The sequence below is a fragment of the Haloferula rosea genome, from assembly GCF_016595525.1.
GTDB lineage: Bacteria > Verrucomicrobiota > Verrucomicrobiia > Verrucomicrobiales > Akkermansiaceae > Haloferula > Haloferula rosea.
In genome coordinates this window covers 568,116-587,602 of the sequence record NZ_JAENII010000001.1, presented here as the reverse complement: position 1 = coordinate 587,602, position 19,487 = coordinate 568,116, and the positions used below count along the sequence as shown (strand labels likewise).

The window sequence follows — 19,487 nt, the reverse complement described above, 5'->3', positions numbered from 1 at the left end:
AAGGCTTCCAGCCTTCGACCTGAAAACCTTTGACCCGAAACACTCCGAAGGCTGGAAGCCTTCGCTCCCCTAGAAACTTATGAAAACACATCGAATCGGCATCATCATGAACGGCGTCACCGGACGCATGGGCACCAACCAGCACCTGCTCCGTTCCATCGACGCCATCATCAAGCAAGGCGGCGTCAAGGTCTCCCCGACCGAGACCATCATGCCCGACCCCATCCTCGTCGGCCGCAACGAGAACAAGCTCAAGGCACTCATCGAGCAGACCAGCGTCGAAAAATACACCACCGACCTCGACTCGGTGATGAATGACCCGGCCTACGAGATCTACTTCGACGCCCAGTCGACGCTGCGCCGCTTCGATGCCGTCAAGCAGGCTGCCGCCGCTGGCAAGCACGTCTACTGCGAGAAGCCCACGGCCATCAAAACCGAGGATGCCTACAAGCTCTATGAGATCTGCCGCGATGCTGGCGTGAAGAACGGAGTCGTGCAGGACAAACTCTGGCTTCCCGGACTGGTGAAATTCATGCGCCTCAAGGAAAACGGCTTCTTCGGCGAGATCATGTCCGTCCGCGGTGAGTTCGGCTACTGGGTCTTCGAAGGTCACACCGTCCCACCGCAGCGCCCCTCATGGAACTACCGCAAGGAAGACGGCGGCGGCATGATCGTCGACATGCTCTGCCACTGGCGCTACGTGATCGACAATCTCTTCGGCAAGGTGAAGAGCGTCTCCACCCTCGCCGCCACCCACATCCCCGAGCGCATCGACGAGGAAGGCAAGGCCTACAAGTGCACCGCCGACGACTCCGCCTATAGTACTTTCGAACTCGAGAACGGCATCATCTGCCACTTCAACTCGTCATGGAACGTCCGCGTTCGCCGCGACGATCTCCTGACCATGCAGGTCGACGGCACCAAGGGCTCCGCCATCGTCGGACTGCGCGACGTCTGGACCCAGCATTACGGCAACACACCACGCCCGATCTGGAATCCCGACATCAAGCAGCCCATCGACTTCTTCGACGGCTGGCAGAAGGTTCCGGAGCAGGAAACCTACGACAATGCCTTCAAGATCCAGTGGGAGATGTTCCTGCGCCACGTCGTTCTCGACGAGCCATGGGAATACAACCTCCTCGAAGGTGCCAAGGGCGTCCAACTCGCTGAGCTGGGCATCGAGTCCTCCGAGAAGCGCCAGTGGCTGGATATCCCCGAGCTGAAGTCCTGAAAATATCGGACCGCGAGCTTCAGCTCGCACCCCCAAAGCCAAGGCAAGCCAAACCTCGCGCTCCATCAGGGCGAGCTTCAGCTCGCACCCCCAAAGCCAAGGCAAGCCAAACCTCACGCTCCATCAGGGCGAGCTTCAGCTCGCACCCCAAACCCCAAGACGAGCTGAAGCTCGCGTTCCATCACCATGACATCCCTCATCACCGGCGGTTCCCGAGGCATTGGCCTCGGCGTCGCTCTCGCCCTCGCCAAGGAAGGCCACCGCATCGCCATCAACGGCATGCGCCCGGAAGACCAAGTCACCGAAGTCCTCGACCAGATCAAGGCCGCCGGCGCACCCGCCGTCCTCTACTGCCAGGGCGATGTCGGCACCGAAGAAGGCCGCAAGGCCATCCTCGACCGGATCCGCACTGAGTTCGGATCCCTCAATGCTCTCGTCAACAACGCCGGTGTCGCCCCTGCAGAACGCAAGGACGTCCTGGAGACCACACCGGAGAGCTACCGCCGTGTCATGGGCATCAACCTCGAAGGACCCTACTTCCTGACACAGGCAGTGGCGAACTGGTTGATCGAACAAAAGGAAGCCGACCCGGCTTTCGAAGGAACCATCATCAACGTCAACTCGATCAGTGCGACGGTCGTTTCCACCAACCGCGGAGAATACTGCGTCTCGAAAGCCGGCCTCGGCATGGTCACCCAGCTATTCGCCGCCCGGCTCGGCGAGTTCGGAATCCCCGTCTACGAAGTCCGCCCCGGCGTTACCAAGACCGACATGACCTCCGGCGTGACCGACAAATACGACAAACTCATCGAAGAGGGACTCTGTGTCACCCCGCGATGGGGATTCCCCGAGGACATCGGCAAGGCCGTGGCGTCCCTCGCACGTCGCGACTTCCCCTACTCCACCGGTCAGACCATCATGATCGATGGCGGTCTCACCATCCCACGCCTCTGAGCCTACAGCCCGGGCAGTCACCCGGGGCCTTGGTCCGCCCGCGGATAATCGAGCCATGAGCGAGGGGGACTTCGATCCTCTTTGCTGATGCGGCTCGGCACGCCATGATGGCCGTGTCGCGCCCACTGGTGGCTCAGCGGATCGGGCGAATCACTCTCGCAACCACGGATTGCACGGGATCTCCTTCCGGGAGTTCCGGTTTGACGACCTCCGATCCGGAACGTCACTTTGGGAAGCAAACCCAACCCATGAATCCACGCCAAATCCCCCTCCTCGGAGTTGCCCTTGCAAGTGGGGCACTCGGCACACCGATCGAAATCATCAATCCATCCGGTGAGATCAATAGCGGCGTGGACCGGCAAACCGTGAACCATCCGCTGACCCCCGGCTGGAGCGGCAACGATAACAGTGTGCAGGTCATCAACGACGGCACCGACTTCGGAAACGGCGGATGGCGGCTCACCTTCGAGGACAGCGACGAGCTTTTCCAGATGACATCGCACACGGTGGAAACAGGCGCTGCCTACTCGCTGCGCTTCGATGCCTCGATCTTTTCGGGCGGGTCGGCCACCGGTTCGTTTGCTCCGATCGAAACCCTGATCGGGGGTGCGGTTCTCAATGGCAATTTCAATGCCGATACCTCCCCGAACGACTCCCGCAGTTTCGCTCAAACCCCCAATTGGTTCAATGCGGCCGGACCCGACCAAAATGGTGAGGCCACCCGCACCGGACCGGCCAACACCCAACCGCCGGACGGCTCGAGGAATGCGGTCATCGCCATTGGCAACAACCGCTTCTTTGGCATCGACACCGGCCACACGCTGTCGACCGGCGACACCTTCCGGGCCACCTACCAATGGCGGGATGCCTTCGGCTGGGACGACCTATCCGCACGCATCCAAGTCTCGATCTATACCACCTCCGATGACACCTCGAACGGATCGCCCACCATCCTTGAGACCATCGAATCCAGTCTGTCCCAGGTCGACTCGACCTACCAGACCGACGAAGCCGTGTTCTCTCCGGTTCCGGCATCCGCAGCCGGAAAGCGCCTGTTCGTTTCCTTCAGTGGCCCCCTTTCCGGCTCGGGCTTCGCACGTCTCGATGATTTCGTGCTCGAACGCGGCACACTGTCGGGAGGCCGTGTGCTGACCGCCGACCTTTACGTGGACAACGGAGGCAGTCGTCAGGTCGTGGCGACCCGCACTTATGATTTCAAGTCTCCGACCACCGGCGTCTGGGATCATTATCACCTCGCCGTCCAGGCGGGCAGCCTCGACGCCCATGTCGGAAAAACCCTGGGTGTCCAGTTCCGGAGCAACCCGTCAGCTTCCTCGAACTTCCAGTCGGTCGACAACGTCAGACTCGATTTCTGGGCCTCGTCGTCGCCCGACGGTTCGTTCACCGACAACTGGAACAGTGCAAGCGACCGCCCTTGGGCCGGGCCGGGCTACTGGGCGAACCGACTGCAGGACTGGCAACTGGCCTCCAATCGAATCGAGGTCATTCAAGGCACCCGGGAAAGACGCACGCTGCACCGCCCCGGCACCTCCATCCGCGGAAATGGCGAGGACTTTTCACTGAGCGTGCGGACCGGACTGAATACCGGCACCCTCGGCGCCAATAGCAGGAGTGGATTCCTGATCGGTGGCGCTCCCAACGTGGATTGGCGGGGTGCCCTGCTGGTCAGCGATGGCCTCGGCCGTGACTTCGGGCTCTTCCTCGGCATCTCGGGCGACGGCACCCTGCTGATCGAAGACTACTCCACCGGATCCCTGACGGCACTCTCCTCAGCCGGCACCACCGGATTCGCACAAAATACCCGCCTTGACCTCGACGCCATCTACGATGACTCCAGTGGTTCCTATCAGCTGATTCTCGAGGCCTTTGATACCTCCGAGAATTCGCTCGGCAGCACCTCGACCAACGTTCCATCGGACCGCGTCCTTGGAGCCTTCGGACTGCTCAGCCATCACGGGGGCAGTGCCGCCACCCACTGGTACGACGACTTTTCCGGTAGCGGCGCCGCGCTTCACCCGGAGACTGACCGGCACCTGGCCATCGTGGGGGCCATGCACACGCTCTCGAAAGGCACGCTCAAGCTCACCGCCCAACTTTCGCCCGTCGATGTGGCCAGCACGCCACCGGTAGCTCTCGATGTCTGGAATGGTTCGTCCTGGCAGCAGATCGCCACCACCCCGGTCGACAACACCGACAACCTGTCGTCCTACACCGCGACTTTCAGCGTGACCGGCTGGAACGATCAGGTCGATCAGGACTACCGCATTCGCGTGAACGTCGATGGCATCGACTACTCCTGGCAAGGCACGGTCCGCAGGGATCCCGTCGAGAAGGAAGAAATCGTCATTGCCTCCACCACCTGCCAACGGATCACGGACGGCAGCCTGCAGAACAACGGCTTCGACTGGACCCCGGTCGGCATGTGGCAACCGCATGTGCAGACCTACCAGAACCTCTCCAAACACGATCCGGATGTCCTGCTGGCCCACGGTGACCAGATCTACGAAGGCCAGCCGACCTCGCCCGACAAATCGTCGGCCACGAACCGTCAGTTGGACTACCTCTACAAATGGAACCTGTGGGTGTTGCAGGTCCGCGACCTCACAAAGGACATCCCCACGATCGCCATCCCCGATGACCACGACATCTATCAGGGCAACCTCTGGGGCGAAGGAGGGATCGCGACCAACAACCAAAATACAGGAGGCTACACCGAGCCCGCTTCATGGGTCCGCATGGTCGAACGAACCCAAACCTCCAACCTCCCCGATCCCGACCCCTACAACCCGGTCCAACCCGCACCCGACGTGGCCCAGGGCATCAAGGTCTACTTCACGGGACTGACCTACGGTCGCCTCGGTTTCGCCATCCTCGAAGACCGGAAATTCAAAACCGGAGGCACCAACCCACCCGCAAACCCCGACGATCAATTCCTTCTCGGCGACCGGCAGCACGCCTTCCTCGATGAGTGGAACAAGGACTGGGGCGGGCAGGATGTGAAACTCGTCGTTTCTCAGTCACCGATGGCCAATGTCCGGACTCACGCAGGCAGCGGCTACAATTTCTTCCTCAATGACAAGGATACCCATGGGTGGCCCGTCCATCGGCGGAACGAAGCCTGGGAATCCTGGCGGACCAGCAGGATGTTCCAGCTCGCCGGCGACCAGCACCTCGCGACGCTCGTCCAGCATGGCGTGCAATCCCCACGCGATGCGGGCTTCTCCTTCACCGCTCCCGCCATTGCGAACTTCTTCCCCCGTGCCTTCGATCCGGTCAACAATTCGAATGGCACCACCACCACGGTGAGCCCCTACGCCGGCGACTACTTCTTCGATGGTGTCGGAACGCTCCCCGACGGCGTCACCCCCAATCGCAGCGCCAACGATCCTCATCACTTCAACATCCTCGGTGCCGGGAACCCACCCCAGTACTATGGTCAAAGCCTGGGTATCGATCCGGTCAATCTCCATGACCGCGGTGCCGGCTATGCGATCACCCGGGTTAGGAAATCCGACCGCATGATCACCTTCGAATGCTGGCCCATCCACCCGGACCCGGATTTCCCGCAAACCGGTGGGCAGTTCGACGACTGGCCGCAGACCATCCGCCAAACCGACAACGATGGCCGGGTCCCCACCGGCTACCTTACCTTGGTCAATTCGCTGTGGAGGAACGATCCGGTGGTCCGGGTTTTTGATGAAGCCGATGGATCGCTCGTTCATGCCATGCGCGTGCGCGGAAATCGATACCGTCCACCCGTCTATGACAACTCCACGACCTACCGGGTGGAGATCGCCTACGATGACGAGACGGTATCCGAGACCCGTCTTGGTCAAACCGCAGCTCCCTTCGGACCACCTGCCATCCACTTCTTCGAGGCGCTCCAGCCATCCATCATCACCGGAAACCAAGCCATCCTTCAGTGGGACGTCACTGCCCCATCCACCCTCAGCATCGATCAAGGAGTTGGCGACGTTGTCAATTTGACCGTGGATGGCATCGGTTTCCTCGAAGTGAGCCCAAACGCCAACACCACCTACACCCTCACGCTGAACGGAGGCATCACCGCCGACACCACCGTCCTCGTCTTCGCCGGGCGGGCGGCATGGGATGCGGCCAACTTCAGCGCAGCTGAACTGGGAGACCCGGAGATCTCGGGAGGCGACAAGGATCCCGACGGAGACGGCTTCAGCAATGACGAGGAGTTCCAGTTCCAAGCCGACCCGCGCTCGGCTGCTTCCACGCCCCAGATTGAGGGAACGATCTCTGAGTCAGGGGGAAGCCTGACCGTCGACTTCTCGAGCGCCTACCCCCTGATGCCCTCCGCACCCCAGTTGTTGGTGGAAACCAGCACTGACCTGACCAGTTGGGCTCCGGTTCCCTCCAACAGCTACGAAGAGATTGGCAGGAACAACAATCCCTCGGACGGAACCAGCCAAGTCGTCATCCGCCTCGACGACAGCATCCAAGCGAGCCCCGGACGCAAGTTCTATCGAGCCCGTTGGCTGCTGGAATAAAGGCTGAACCCGATCTTGCATCACCCGCCCCACTCCCAAGGCAGTTCAAGCGAGGCTCATCTGCACGCCCGGCCTTCCGGACTCGAGAGGAATCAAGCCTCGCGGCTGATGATCTTCCCATCCCGTCCCTTTACCGCGGCCATCAGCTCCTTGTTCGGATCATCGAAAGCCTCATCGTAGCCCTTGGCGTAGTTGAAGAGGTGACGGTGGAGGTATTCGAAATACTGCTCCCGCTCTTCCTTTGTCAGCCGGTACCACACCGCAATGTTCAGCGAGCGGGCCATCTTCTGCATCATGGCAAGAGTGAGCACCCGACCTTTGCGGGCACGTTGCACCTGCTTGTGGGTCAGCTGCTCGGGAGAGGCATCCACAAGATCGTGATTGCTCAGTCCCCAGTCGTCCATCATGCGGTCGACCGGCTGATCTCCCTTGTCCCTCTCGCTGCTCATGGGCGGACTCATAGCAGGTGAGCCCCCGCTGGGAACTCCAATCTGCCGGAACCTTGCCCCCCGCTCCGCTTTCTCAGGCAGGCGGAGAATCCACCGCATCCCGAGAGCCCGCCTTGGATGTCACCATCACGCCTTGGCACGAATCGAATCCCGATGACTCAGCGGACCGGAGGCCTGAGCAGGCTCTCCAAAACACCTCGACAAGGGCCAGTCGCCACACGGTGACGGGCCTTCTCTTGGGCCATGCCCTCGTCGACATCATAGGGAGGACCACTCACCGACCGCTACCGGGAGTCAACCTGATGCTGGACGGATTCCGTGTGGGAATCGGCCGATCTCGTGCGTATGATCCGGCATGCCCAGCAAGAAGGACATCCTCGACCTCCATTTCATGGACGCGCGGTGCAAGCTCATCGATGTCGCCGCGTTTCTTGACCGCATCGAACGGCACCCCGGCGAGCCTGATTTCCGGCTCGAGGGACTGAAAAAGGCCATCCCGCTGCTCCTCTCCGAAGAACCGGGACGCGCCAAGGCCATCCTCGAGTCCCTGTCCGACACCTCCACCGAGCCCATTCCCGAGGCCACGATCCAAGGCGCTTTCGGAGCTCCCAATCCACCCACATCCTGAACCGTCATGCGCTACATCGAGCCTCACGCCCATATGGTCAGCCGCACCACGGATGACTACGAAAAGCTCGCCCTCGCCGGATGCGAGGCTCTCTGTGAGCCCGCCTTCTGGGCCGGCTTCGACCGGTCATCCCCGAAGGGTTTCTACGACTACTACCGTCAGCTCACCGACTACGAACCGAAGCGTGCCGCCAAGTTCGGCATCCCCCATTTCTGCTGGCTGTGCATCAACCCCAAGGAAGCCGAGGACCCCGTCTTCGCCCGTGAGGTGATGTCGCTCATCCCCGAATTCATCGACAGCCCCACGGTGCTGGGCATCGGTGAGATCGGCCTGAACAAAAACACCCGCAACGAACTCGAGATCTTCGAGGAGCATGTCCAGCTCGCCCTGGATCGTGACCTTCCCATCCTCATCCACACCCCCCACCTCGAGGACAAGCTGAAGGGCACCAAGCTGATGCTCGACTCGCTGGCGAACTTCGCCTCGCTCGACCGGGGCAAGGTCATCATCGACCACGTCGAGGAACATACGGTGGATCTCGTACTCGACCAGGGCTACTGGGCCGGCATGACCTTGTATCCCGAGAGCAAATGCACCCCGAACCGGGCGATCGACATCCTCGAAACCCACGAGGGCGGCCGCCTGTGGATGAACTCGGCCTGCGACTGGGGGGTCTCCGACCCCCTCGCCGTGGTGAAATGCGGATTCGAGATGAAGAAGCGCCAGCACACGCCGGAGCAGATCGATCAGATCCTTTTCGAGAATCCCAAACGTTTCCTTTCCCAGTCCCCGAACTTCAAGATCGATTGAGCGCACGAGTCGCCCGGCAAGAGTTCATGCCGAGGATTTGAAAGGATAGCGGAAGCAGGTGGCCCTGTAGCCTGCTAGTTTACGGCATGATGGACCGGCAACAGTTCAATGAATTCCGCGAGCGCCTCCTCGATCAGAAGCAACGTGTTCTCGCCGAGGTCGCAGCCCACCTCCCCTCATCCGATCCCATCGGAGATGTGGAGGAGAAGGCCGATCGGGCAGCGAGCAATTTTGTTGAAACAAAGATCGCCGCGAACGACGGAAACCTCCTGCAGAAGATCGACTTCGCCCTCGCCCGACTTGCAGCCGGCACCTACGAGCAGTGTGACAAGTGCGGTGAGAACATCCCGCTTGCCAGGCTGGAGGCAAAACCCTCGGTTTCGCTTTGCCTTTCGTGTCAGGAGAAGAAGGATGCCGGGGAACTTTCACCCTGATCCGTGGAGCTCCCGTCCGAAGCCAATCACTTCCTGTCCGAACACATCGACCTGCTCCTCGGGAGCTACCACCGGTTGACCGGTCGGGAATTGATCCCGTCTGGTCCGGATGCCGCACGTCGGCTCTTCGAAGCGCCCTTCTTCGTCGCCTCCCACAGCCCTGCGGCGGATCCCATCCTTACTTACGGCAATCAAACCGCGCTCGACCTGTTCGAGATGAGTTGGGAAGCGTTCACATCAACCCCATCGCGCTTCACCGCAGAAGCCCCGGAACGTGGCGAGCGGGCCCGCTTGCTGCACGCCGTGCAGACCCAGGGATACATCGACGACTACTCGGGCGTGCGGATTTCCAGCACGGGCAAGCGTTTCCGGATCCAGCGCGCCACCGTTTGGAATCTACTCGCCGCCGATGGCAGCCCCATCGGTCAGGCCGCGACCTTTTCCTCCTGGACGCCACTCTGATCGACGGTCAGCCCAAGCACGCACCCCGCTCCCCAACCCATGAAGTGGGCCATCACATCCGTGGTGCCGCCTGAGACACCCCAGAGGAACAACAAGGCCACGCCCCCACCTACGGGCCCGATCAGGGATTTGAGCGAACTGAGTCGATGGGAATCCCAGACTTCACGCAGCCCGGCCCCTACCAGGATCCCCAAGGCGCCGAAGGTCGCCGTCGAGGCCCCGAGCGAAAAATACGGATCCGGTGAATGAAACCACGTCGTCAGGATGTTCCCCGCCACCCCACTCAGAAGGATGAGGAACCAGCCGCGCCAGGCACCCACCAAACTGGTCACCGTCATGCAGAACAATCCACCGATCGCGATATTTCCGGCCAGGTGGCCCAGGTCCGCATGGAGAAACAAGCCAGTGAACGGCCGCCACCATTCATGCCGGCCAAAAAGCCCTTCGGATGAGTTCATCAGTCGATCCTCCATCCAGGGATCCCTTTGCTGGAAGACGAACATGACCAGCAGCGCGAGTGCCCAGATCACAATCCGGCTCGGCTTCAGGGCCGTCAGAGGAGGTTCCTCACGCGCCGCTTGGGGCATCTGCTCACTGGCATAGAGAGCCAACTCCCTTTCCACCGCCGGACCGACCTCCGGCTCGACCTCCAGCGCGAAGGCACCTTCCTCGGCGCGGACGCGGCAATCCTGATTCATCGCCAGAACCACCAGCGCATGCTCGTCAGCCTCCCTCAGCGAAGGCCACCGCCCCACTGAAATCAACTCGTACGCCGCTCCGTCCATCTGCAGGACTATGGCCGGAAATCCCGGCAGTGCAACGGGACATCCGCAATCCTCGTTCGACATTCCGGGCCACCGATTCATGATTCCCAGCCATGCGATTTCCATGCGGCCACCTCGCCTACTGCACGAACATCCACCCGGCTGAATCCTGGGAGGAAACCCGCCGCGTCCTGGCCAGCCACACCATGGAGGTCCGGGACCAGGTCTCCAACCCGAGCGAACCCTACGCAATCGGCCTGCGGCTGTCGGCCCGGGCCGCGCGTGAGCTGTTGAAAGGCAGCCAACTCGCCGAGTTCAAGGACTGGCTCGCCAGTGAGAATGCCTACGTGTTCACCATCAACGGCTTTCCCTACGGAGACTTCCACGGCACCCGGGTGAAGGAGAATGTCTATCGCCCCGATTGGAGCGATCCCGCCCGACTCGAATACACCAAGGAGCTCTTCACCATCATCTCCGAGTTGGTGCCGAAGGGAGTCGACGGCTCGGTCTCCACCCTGCCCGGGTCCTTCAAGGCCTTCCGTGCCGATGAAGCCCTGATCCGGGAAAACCTGATCGAGCTCGCCGCCTTCCTCGATGCGCTCTCCGACGTGTCGGAGCGCGACCTTCACCTCGGCCTTGAGCCCGAACCACTCGGGCACTTCGAGAACACCGAGGAGACCCTGCGTTTCTACGACCGACTGCTGGAAGACGCCGACGACCACGAACAGATCAAGCGCCGCATCGGCATCAACTACGACTGCTGCCACTTCGCCCTTGAGTATGAGGACACCGCCCACTCACTCGCGGTGCTGCACCGCGAAGGATTGCGGATTTCCAAGATCCACCTGTCGGCAGCCCTCGGCCTGGACCCACGCAAGGCCGGAGCCATCGCGGCGGTGCGCGACTTCGATGAACCGACCTACCTCCACCAGGTGATCGAACGCCATCCGGACGGCCGGATCACCCGCCATCCGGACCTCCCCGACGGCATCGCCGCCCACGAACAAGGCAGCGAAGCCGAACAATGGCGCATCCACTTCCACATCCCGCTCGACCACGATCCTGCCGAGCCCCTTCGCTCAACCCGCAACCATGCCGAGCAAACCCTGGCCTACTGCCGGAAGCACCCCGACGTGTGCCAGCACTTCGAGATCGAAACCTACACCTGGGGAGTGCTTCCCGAGAGCATGCAACGTCCGGTCGAAACCCAGATCGCGGGCGAATACCGGTGGGTGCTGGAACACAGCAGCACGGCGGACCAAGCCTGAGCCCTCATTCCCCCACCGTGTCCGGCCAACCCACACCCTCGCGCGCCCGAGCCCTGCTCGCCAGCCTGCGGATTCCCAACGCACCCAGCGTGCTGAGCAACGCATGGTTCGGCTACATGCTCGGCTGTTTTTATCTGGGAGACCGCACCGGAGCGTCGACCGAGCTGCCACTCGTCATCATTGCCGGCCTCTGCCTCTACTTTGCGGGAAACCTTGCCAACGATTGGTTCGACCGGAAATGGGACGCCACCCACCGACCGGAGCGGGCCCTCCCGGCAGGCTTGTTCCAGCCGATCTACTACCTGCTCACCGCCGCCATCCTCGCGGCCAGTGGATTGGCCGCCGCGGCGTCAGTGAACCTTCCCACTCTCGGCTCAGGCGTCGCCATTCTGGTCCTCATCGGCATCTACACCTGGCTTCACAAACGCACCCGCTGGGCCGTCCTGCCCATGGGTCTCTGTCGCGCCGGTCTCTACCTCATGGGCGCATGCGCCGCCATGCCGGATGTCTGGCTGGAAGAAGCCGTGAATTCCCTGCGTGGCAGCTCGACCGCAACGAGCGGCATGGTCTTCACCCCAGTGGATGCCCTGCGACTGCTCTGGTTCTTTACCACTCATGCCCTCGGCGTGCTGATCTACATCGCCGGACTGTCGCTGGCAGCGCGCTATGAGTCCACCGAGCATCCCCCTCACGGCATGGTGCTTCTGTCACGTGCGATGCTCCTGCTTCCGCTCGCAGCCATGAGTTGCTGGTGGATGAGCTGGTATCCCCTACCGACCCTTGTCGGCCTCGTTCCGTTCGCCATCTGGCTGAGCCTCTCGCTCACCCGATTCCGCAGCCCGGTTCCCAAGTTCGTCTCAGCTCTCCTCGCCGGCATCCCGCTGATCGATTTCATCAGCTGCGTCCCACTTGCGATCAGCCTGGCTGCTCCGGATCTTCGATTCGTCGAACAACCCCTGCTCGTTGCCACCGTCACCATTCCCTTGGTCGCCTTCGCCCTCGGCAGACTCCTCCAGCGGGTCGCGCCAGCAACCTGACCAGGCGGGGTTCACCCGCGTGTCATCTCACAGGCATGGGCCGCAAAGCCCGCGCCGAAAGCAGTCAACCACCAGTGCTTGTCGCCATTGGCTGAAGCCAGCGCCTTCTCCAGCGCAAACATGACTGACGGACTGCTCATGTTCCCGCACTCCGCGAGCACCTCCCTCGTCTCATCCAGACGATGCGGAAGCACCCCTTCCAGGGCATCAATCACATCGCGGCCACCCGAATGGGCAAGCACCCGGTCCGGGTCACTACTACGTTGATCGTACAACTCGGCCACCGCCTCCGCCGCCAATCCCGGAACCGCCTTGTCGAGCTGATTCTTCAATTTGCCATCCGCATTCACGAAACGGATTTTCTCGCGCTGCACCGGACGATGCACGGTGGTGAAATTCTCCGCCTTCCATTTGCCACCCCCCGCCTCGCCCGACCAGATCGCCGCCGAAGCTCCGTCGCCGAAAAGACAAAGCGAGATCAACACACCCGGATCGTTGTCGGCAAAAAATGCCGCCGAGCACACCTCGACCGCCACCGTTGCCACCTTGGCCGTGGGGTCCGCGGCGATCAGCCCGTTGGCAGCACGCCACATTGGAATTGCCGCTCCACATCCGAGACCAACCAGATCCTGCAGGTATGCATTCTCCCGAAGTTCCAACTGCTCGGCGACGTGACTCGTCAGCCCCGGGCACAGGTAACCCGTACACGTGCAGATCAGCAGGGCATCCAGTTCCTCCGCCCGGATGCCGGCCTTGTCCAAAGCGGCGGACAAGGCCCTGGATGCAAGAAGAGGAGCTTCCCGCTCAAAATACTCGTTCAACTCCTGCGCCCCCTTGCCCACGACAGGACCGATCTCCGGAAGGCAGAAATGCCGACGATCAATGGCCGCTATTCCGTTGCCGAGAACCTTCTCCATCAACAACCGGGATCGTGGTGTGAGTTCATCCAGCAAGCCGGTGGCATTGAGAGCCTCCAGGCACTCCGGTTGAGTGAAGGCATGGGGCGGCAGGGAGGAAGCGATGGATTCAAGATACATGGGACTAGCGGACCAGGGAGATGAGAGGCCGGATCGGCAAAAGCCCCCGGGTTGAGATGGCTTCTATCAGATCCTGTCCACGGGCGTGGAGAAGGAACTGGTGGAGTTTCATGGCGCTGCCCACCCGCCTGCGGAAACGGCGACGCGAAGCCCGGTTGATGGCAACGATGACCTGCCTCCAGTCGCGCTCCCCCAGAGCCCATTGCTCAAGGGGATCCAAAGCGATCTCAGCCGACTCGAACGCCATGCTCATCCCGTTGCCGGTGAAGGGCGGAATCATTCCCGACGCATCGCCCACCGCACACAGATCCTCTCCACCGTCCTGCCAACCGAGCTCGAAACCCGCAACTCCGGAAAACGACGACTCATCCCGGTCCGCCGCACGGATGCGGTCGGCCAAATCCTCATGCCCGCCGTGCTCCAGATACGCCAGCAGCAGGTCACTTCCCTTCCCCTGAAGGGAGCGATCCACCTTGAAGAGACCACACACGTTCACCCGGCCATCCTCGATCGGTGTCAGACCTAGGTAACCATGCTTCCCGAGATGCATCTCAAGCCCATCCTCCATGGCGAATTCTTTCAGGTGGCACTTGAGCCCGACCCACGGGCTCCTGCGCGGCAACCGCCCCGCCGCCCACACCACACCCTCGTCCGCATCACGAGCGAGCCGTGATGCTTCAACCACACGCCCTCCTTCCTTGATCAAGCGCTCCTTCAAGCGCAGATCGAGCAGCCACCTTGATATCCCCCGTGCCGGCTCCGGCAACTCACCGGTCAGGATTTCCCGACCCTCCCGAAACCAGCGCATCGCCCGATGCCGGATCGCGTCGTCCAGGTCCCCCGCGATGCCCAGTGCCTCAAGCGTGTCATCGCCCACACCGGAGATGAACTCCCCGCACACCCGGTGCCGCGGGTAGCGCCCGGCTTCATGAACCACCACAGGCACTCCACGACGACGTAGGCCGATCGCGAGCGATAGCCCCGCGAGTCCTCCACCGGCAATGACCACTTCCTTCTTCAAACGCGGCAAGCTAGCACGCGCAGGCCACCACGCCACGAGCATCGCTCGGAAACTTCCCACAGCGCCGGATCGAGCCCCAGCAGTTCTTTCAGCTCCCCGGGAACGAAGCCCGCCCGGATGCTCACGATCATGTCATGCTTCGTGACCCGGTTGACGAATGGCAACATCCCCCGCCCCATCGTCAGTGCCCCCGGTCTGCGCAGTGGCTCGACGAAACAGAGCACCGAGAACCCCTGCGCAATCCGACCCAGCTGCCTTAGGCCCTCTTGATCGAAATGATGCAGAAACAAGTTCGCGACGAGCACGCCCCCATCCGCCGACTCATCGAACACATCACCCTGACGCCAGCCCACTTCGTCCGCCAACCCCTCGGGCCTCGGCACCAGATCCACCCCACGCGCCGGACCATGCCGACCGAGCTTCCGAAGAAGGTCGCCACTTCCCGCACCCCACTCGACGATCCCCTCCGCCGCCTTCCCGGGTCGCGACCTCAGTTGACGGAGGATCCACCGCTCATTGCCCATGAGGAAATTGATGCACCGCAGATCCCGACGCGAGGCGACCGCTTCAGGATCGGAGGGATCGAGTTCGTCGAGAATCTCCGGCTCCAGCACCCGCTTCATCATTCATCAAGAAGGCTCATCGCCATCTCACGCGCCGATTTTCCGCCGCCGCCAAGCATCCTCACCAACTCGTCCACACGGCTCTCTCCGGTCACAGGATACAGCTTCGAGCGGGTTCGTCCCCCCGTGACATCCTTCTCGACCACATAGTGCCGGGCCGCCGTCGCCGCCACCTGAGGGAAGTGGGTGATCGCCACCACCTGATGCCGTTCACCAAGAGCGGCCATCTTCTTGCCCACCGCACGGGCGATCTCGCCTCCCACGTTCGCGTCGATCTCATCGAAAACCATCAGCGGCGTGGCATCCTGGTCCGCCAACGCACTCTTCACCGCCAGCATCACCCGGCTCACCTCACCACTCGATCCGATCTGTCGCAGTGGCTGGAGCGGTTCACCCGGATTCGGACCAAACAGGAAATCCACCGCTTCAAAGCCGCCCACCGACGGCTCCCGTTTCGGCTCGATCTGGATCTCGAACGACGACTGCTTGAATCCCAGATCCTTCAATTGACCGGCGATCTCCTTCGCCAATCGAGGTGCCGCCTTCTTCCTCTTCAGCCCGATGGCACGCCCGTGCTTGTCCACGACCTCACGCAGCTTCGCCACCTCAGCCTCGAGAGCCGCCAACTTCTCACCACGGTTCTCGATCCCATCAAGCCGCTCCGCGCACTCGTCGCGATGCGCCAGCACCGCCTGAAGCGTCGGCCCATACTTCCGCTTCAGATTCTCGAAAAGATTCACCCGTTCCTCCAGCTCGGCAGCCTCCGCCGGGTCGAGATCGAGATCGTCGGCATAATCGCGCAGGCTCTCCTCCAGCTCCTGCAGTTCCAGAACCGCTCCCTCCAGACCCAGGGTCCGATCGGCCACCGTCGGATCCAGCTTTTCCAACTCCCTGACCAGGCGCTGAACCTCGCTAAGACGCTGGAGCACCCCGTCATCCTCTCCACCCAGATGCCCGGCCACCGCGCTGGCACATTCCACCAGCCGGGTGGCATTCCCAGCCCGCCGCCACCGGTCCGTGATCTCATCCTCCTCTTCCGGACGCAGCTGGGCGGCATCGATCTCGTCAATCTTGTGCCGCAGCATCTGCACTTCCTGATCCCCCGCACTCTCCGCCTCGCGCAGTGCCTCGAACTCCGATTGGGCGTGACGCCATGCCTGCCACGCCGAGCGGTATTTCTCAAGATCCGCCCCGGCATAGGCATCCAGCATCGCCAGCTGCCGATCCACCGAAAGCAGCGATTGGTGATCGTGAGGACCATGCAGGTCCACCAGGTGCTCACCGATCCGCTTGAGCAAGGTCAGGGTCACCGGAGAATCGTTCACGAACTGCCGGTTCGCACTCTGGCCGATGGCCCGCCGGACGATCAGCACTCCCCCGTCGCAGGGTTCCATTCCGCCCTCCTCGAGCACCGCATCCACCTCCGCGGCATCCTCCAGTTCAAATACGGCTTCCACCGTACATGCCGACTCGCCGGTCCGGATGAGCGACTTGTCCGCCCGTTCACCCAGCACGAGCTTCAGCGCCCCGACGATCACCGACTTGCCGGCGCCCGTCTCACCAGTCACCCCCACCAGGCCGGGTCCCAGTTCCCAGACCAGTTCATCGACAAGGGCAAGATTTCGGATCTTCAGAAGACTTAGCATGGAGGAAATATCAGGTGCCCGGAGTATGCCCGTCCCCGGCCCGGACGCAACCCCATGTGCGGCGGTCGACAGCATGAACTCTGGAAACCCGCCCTGAAAATTGGTTTGTCGCACGCAGGACGGCAATCTATGGCAGGGTCCCATGATCCGCATTCTCGCCATCACCCTGTTCCTCTCGGCCATCGCCCACGCGCAGGCCCCACAGAAGACCAGCGCATCCTTCTACTGTTTCCGCTACGCCGACGAATTGGAAGATGTCTTCGTGCGGACGGGGGCGGAGGTCTACCAAAAGGTCGAGCTTTCCACCGCAAACATGCTCGGCCCTCTTGAAGTGGTAATCTCAGAAGGTTCTGTCTTCGTTCACCGTGAGGACACCGACGCCGAGGGCAAGACCATCTATCCCCCGGTCGGGAAAATCAGCCTTCGAGGAATCGACAAGCCACTCATTGTCCTTTTCCCCGGCAAGGAGGCCGATCCCCTTCCCTATCGCGGAGTCACCATCGACCGGGACAACGCGAAGTTCCCGATGGGTAGCTACCAATTCATGAACCTCTCCCCCTACGCGATGCGTGGACTGGTCGGAAAAGTCAGAATCGATGCGAAGCCCGGTGAAGTCACCAACCTGAAACCCCAAGGAGAACCAGGCCAGATGCAGCAGGTGACCTTCGAATACCTCGATGGGGAAATCTGGAAGACCATGACCAAGACCCGCTGGGCAGTCAGGGACGACCGGCGCAACCTCATGTGCGCCTACCTTGACCCGAAAAGCCAACGCGTAAAGCTCCGCTCCATCCCCGAGCGCATGGTTTCCGTGGCCTCCAGACCGGGAAACCCCTGACTCTGGTTGGCCACTGATCGCACGCCACTTGGCCATACCAAAGCATTTCCAAGGGGCGAACATTCACTTTCGCCGATGGCTTGCGTGACGAGTTGCGCAAAATCACCCACCCCGTGACCACCAGGGTCGTGACCAGCGAACCACTCTTAACCCGCGAGGGAACCAGCCACAACCTCCTCAGCGCCGGCAGCGAGTAGCCGGCCTACCCGGCGGTCACCCCTCTCCCCTCGTTCATCGCCAGGGCGCATCAGCAGGGCCCATTCCGGGAGTGAGCGGATCCGGCCTTTCCTGATCGCCGGAATGTGCTTGGCTGTTCTCGTCATGGCCAAACTCACTTTCTACGGACACGCCTGCTTCGCGGTCGAACTCACCGACGGCACCCGCCTGCTCTTCGACCCCTTCATTTCCCCGAACCCGAAGGCCTCAGCCATCGATGTGGATGCCATCGAGGCCGACTACGTCCTCATCACCCACGGGCACGAGGACCACGTCGCCGATGCCGAAGCCATCCTGAAACGCACCGGAGCCACCCTGATCTCCAACTTCGAGATCGTCACCTGGTTCGGTGGCAAGGGACTGGAGAAAGCCCACCCGCTCAACCACGGCGGAGGATTCGACTTCCCCTTCGGACGCGTCAAATATGTCAATGCCGTCCACTCATCGGTGCTTCCGGACGGGTCCTACGGAGGAAACCCCGGCGGCTTCGTGATCGAAACCGAGGACACCTCGTTCTACGTCTCCGGCGACACCGCGCTGCACACCGACCAGCGGCTGCTGGGCGAACTGCACGACCTCGATTTCGGCGTCCTGTGCATCGGCGACAACTTCACCATGGGGCCCGCCGACGCAGCCATCGCCGCCGAGTGGGCCGGAGTGAAGACCGTCGTCGGCGTCCACTACGACACCTTCCCGCCCATCGAGATCGACGCTGCGGATGCCACCGCGGCTTTTCAGGCCACGGGCGTTGAACTTCTCCTACCTGACATCGGGGAAACCATCACCGTCGCCGGTTGAAAGCCGGAATTGCAGGCGGGTCGGGAAAAAACCCAAAACCCCACCCGCCTGCAGGCATGCTCTCGGTTTACCCAACCAGCAATTCTCAAAGATACGGAGCCACCGCTTCAGGGCTCCCTTTCCAGCGGTCGATCAACGCCGGTCGCTGCTCCACCTGCAGCGAATCGCCCGGCTCGAGCTTGATGTTCTTGTGACTCAACTCGTTGAAATCCAGACACACGCACTTCCCCTTGCGGAAGAGCTTGATGTTGCGGCTGGCAAATTCGTTCCGTCCCCCAGCGCCATCGATCGCCTGCAGCACCGTCATTCCTTTCTGGAAAGGATACCGCCCGTCCCGCGTGACGTGACCTCCAACGGAGATCATCGCCCCCTCCTCCTGAATCTGCCCTTTCGCGACCACTTCGATCGCCGGCGCAGTATAGATCCCCGCTTTTCGATACGCCCGCTCCGCCGCCCGGGCGAATTCACGGGCCGTCAGCCCACCCGCCCTCAAGGGAGCCTCCAGTAGGGGGAGCCTTACCCCTCCCTGATCATCCACGGTGTAGGGTCCGTTCAATCCCTGCTGCTCGACCGGCGGAATCCCGCGAACCGTCAGTTCGATGGCATCACCGGGTTCGAGTTTCACCAGCGGCAAAGCCGCAATGGCTGAAATGGCGAGGCCTAACCAGATAAGAGCGATCCGCTTCATGCAGGACATGATGCCTCCTTGAGTGAGAAAGCCGTGAAGTTGACG

18 protein-coding genes are annotated in these 19,487 nt (G+C 61.9%); 11 read left to right on the top strand and 7 right to left on the bottom strand.

Translation table 11 applies throughout. The annotated features are described in order from the left end of the window. Positions 1-79: 79 nt before the first annotated feature. The 3 genes from JIN81_RS02090 to JIN81_RS02080 all read left to right on the top strand — a co-directional run bounded on the left by JIN81_RS02090 (position 80) and on the right by JIN81_RS02080 (position 6,723). Complete coding sequence (locus JIN81_RS02090; protein ID WP_200275809.1) at positions 80-1,231, top strand: Gfo/Idh/MocA family protein; 1,152 nt, start codon at positions 80-82, stop codon at positions 1,229-1,231. A gap of 186 nt (positions 1,232-1,417) precedes the next feature. Further along, positions 1,418-2,185, top strand: coding sequence for a 3-ketoacyl-ACP reductase (locus JIN81_RS02085; RefSeq protein WP_200275807.1), 768 nt, complete (start codon positions 1,418-1,420; stop codon positions 2,183-2,185). Between the two features lie 248 nt (positions 2,186-2,433). Further along, positions 2,434-6,723: an alkaline phosphatase D family protein gene (locus JIN81_RS02080; protein WP_200275805.1), complete on the top strand. Its 4,290-nt coding sequence runs from the start codon at positions 2,434-2,436 to the stop codon at positions 6,721-6,723. Positions 6,724-6,815: 92 nt separating this feature from the next. On the opposite strand, the gene JIN81_RS02075 is transcribed toward JIN81_RS02080, so the two are convergent. Continuing rightward, positions 6,816-7,172, bottom strand: coding sequence for a hypothetical protein (locus tag JIN81_RS02075; protein ID WP_234044381.1), 357 nt, complete (start codon positions 7,170-7,172; stop codon positions 6,816-6,818). Between the two features lie 355 nt (positions 7,173-7,527). Here JIN81_RS02075 and JIN81_RS02070 point away from each other — a divergent pair, with 355 nt between their 5' ends. From JIN81_RS02070 to JIN81_RS02055, 4 genes are all read left to right on the top strand, one after another. Beyond that, a complete protein-coding gene (locus JIN81_RS02070) occupies positions 7,528-7,800 on the top strand; it encodes a hypothetical protein (RefSeq protein WP_200275801.1) in 273 nt (90 codons plus the stop codon). A 6-nt stretch (positions 7,801-7,806) separates the two neighbouring features. Continuing rightward, complete coding sequence (locus JIN81_RS02065) at positions 7,807-8,610, top strand: TatD family hydrolase (protein WP_200275799.1); 804 nt, start codon at positions 7,807-7,809, stop codon at positions 8,608-8,610. Between the two features lie 86 nt (positions 8,611-8,696). After that, positions 8,697-9,044 carry a TraR/DksA family transcriptional regulator gene (locus tag JIN81_RS02060; RefSeq protein WP_200275797.1) on the top strand — a complete coding sequence of 116 codons (348 nt, stop codon included), beginning with the start codon at positions 8,697-8,699 and terminating at the stop codon, positions 9,042-9,044. Positions 9,045-9,047: 3 nt separating this feature from the next. Further along, a complete protein-coding gene (locus tag JIN81_RS02055; RefSeq protein ID WP_200275795.1) occupies positions 9,048-9,506 on the top strand; it encodes an MEKHLA domain-containing protein in 459 nt (152 codons plus the stop codon). On the opposite strand, the gene JIN81_RS02050 is transcribed toward JIN81_RS02055, so the two are convergent. Then, on the bottom strand, positions 9,470-10,291 hold the full coding sequence (locus tag JIN81_RS02050) for a rhomboid family intramembrane serine protease (protein WP_234044380.1): 822 nt from the start codon (positions 10,289-10,291) through the stop codon (positions 9,470-9,472). The two genes, JIN81_RS02055 and JIN81_RS02050, sit on opposite strands and share 37 nt — an antisense overlap. Positions 10,292-10,383: 92 nt before the next feature. Here JIN81_RS02050 and eboE point away from each other — a divergent pair, with 92 nt between their 5' ends. Together eboE and JIN81_RS02040 are read left to right on the top strand one after the other, a co-directional pair. Next, positions 10,384-11,538: a metabolite traffic protein EboE gene (gene eboE, locus JIN81_RS02045; RefSeq protein WP_200275791.1), complete on the top strand. Its 1,155-nt coding sequence runs from the start codon at positions 10,384-10,386 to the stop codon at positions 11,536-11,538. A 17-nt stretch (positions 11,539-11,555) separates the two neighbouring features. After that, a complete protein-coding gene (locus JIN81_RS02040) occupies positions 11,556-12,575 on the top strand; it encodes a UbiA family prenyltransferase (protein WP_200275789.1) in 1,020 nt (339 codons plus the stop codon). Between the two features lie 11 nt (positions 12,576-12,586). Here JIN81_RS02040 and JIN81_RS02035 read toward each other — a convergent pair whose 3' ends face one another. From JIN81_RS02035 to recN, 4 genes are read right to left on the bottom strand one after another with little or no spacing between them, the layout of a single operon-like run. Further along, positions 12,587-13,612, bottom strand: coding sequence for a type III polyketide synthase (locus tag JIN81_RS02035; RefSeq protein ID WP_200275787.1), 1,026 nt, complete (start codon positions 13,610-13,612; stop codon positions 12,587-12,589). A 4-nt stretch (positions 13,613-13,616) separates the two neighbouring features. Further along, positions 13,617-14,633: an NAD(P)/FAD-dependent oxidoreductase gene (locus JIN81_RS02030; RefSeq protein WP_234044379.1), complete on the bottom strand. Its 1,017-nt coding sequence runs from the start codon at positions 14,631-14,633 to the stop codon at positions 13,617-13,619. Continuing rightward, entirely contained in the window at positions 14,630-15,259 is a 630-nt protein-coding gene (locus JIN81_RS02025; RefSeq protein ID WP_200275783.1) for a class I SAM-dependent methyltransferase, read from the bottom strand. The genes JIN81_RS02030 and JIN81_RS02025 overlap by 4 nt, the downstream gene beginning before the upstream one ends. Next, positions 15,256-16,902, bottom strand: a complete 1,647-nt coding sequence (recN, locus tag JIN81_RS02020; RefSeq protein ID WP_200275781.1) for a DNA repair protein RecN — start codon at positions 16,900-16,902, stop codon at positions 15,256-15,258. The genes JIN81_RS02025 and recN overlap by 4 nt, the downstream gene beginning before the upstream one ends. 142 nt (positions 16,903-17,044) lie before the next feature. Here recN and JIN81_RS02015 point away from each other — a divergent pair, with 142 nt between their 5' ends. After that, positions 17,045-17,740: a hypothetical protein gene (locus tag JIN81_RS02015; protein ID WP_200275779.1), complete on the top strand. Its 696-nt coding sequence runs from the start codon at positions 17,045-17,047 to the stop codon at positions 17,738-17,740. Between the two features lie 321 nt (positions 17,741-18,061). Beyond that, entirely contained in the window at positions 18,062-18,754 is a 693-nt protein-coding gene (locus tag JIN81_RS02010; protein WP_200275778.1) for a metal-dependent hydrolase, read from the top strand. 85 nt (positions 18,755-18,839) lie between these two features. On the opposite strand, the gene JIN81_RS02005 is transcribed toward JIN81_RS02010, so the two are convergent. Continuing rightward, complete coding sequence (locus JIN81_RS02005) at positions 18,840-19,442, bottom strand: polysaccharide biosynthesis/export family protein (protein ID WP_200275777.1); 603 nt, start codon at positions 19,440-19,442, stop codon at positions 18,840-18,842. Positions 19,443-19,487: the final 45 nt, after the last annotated feature.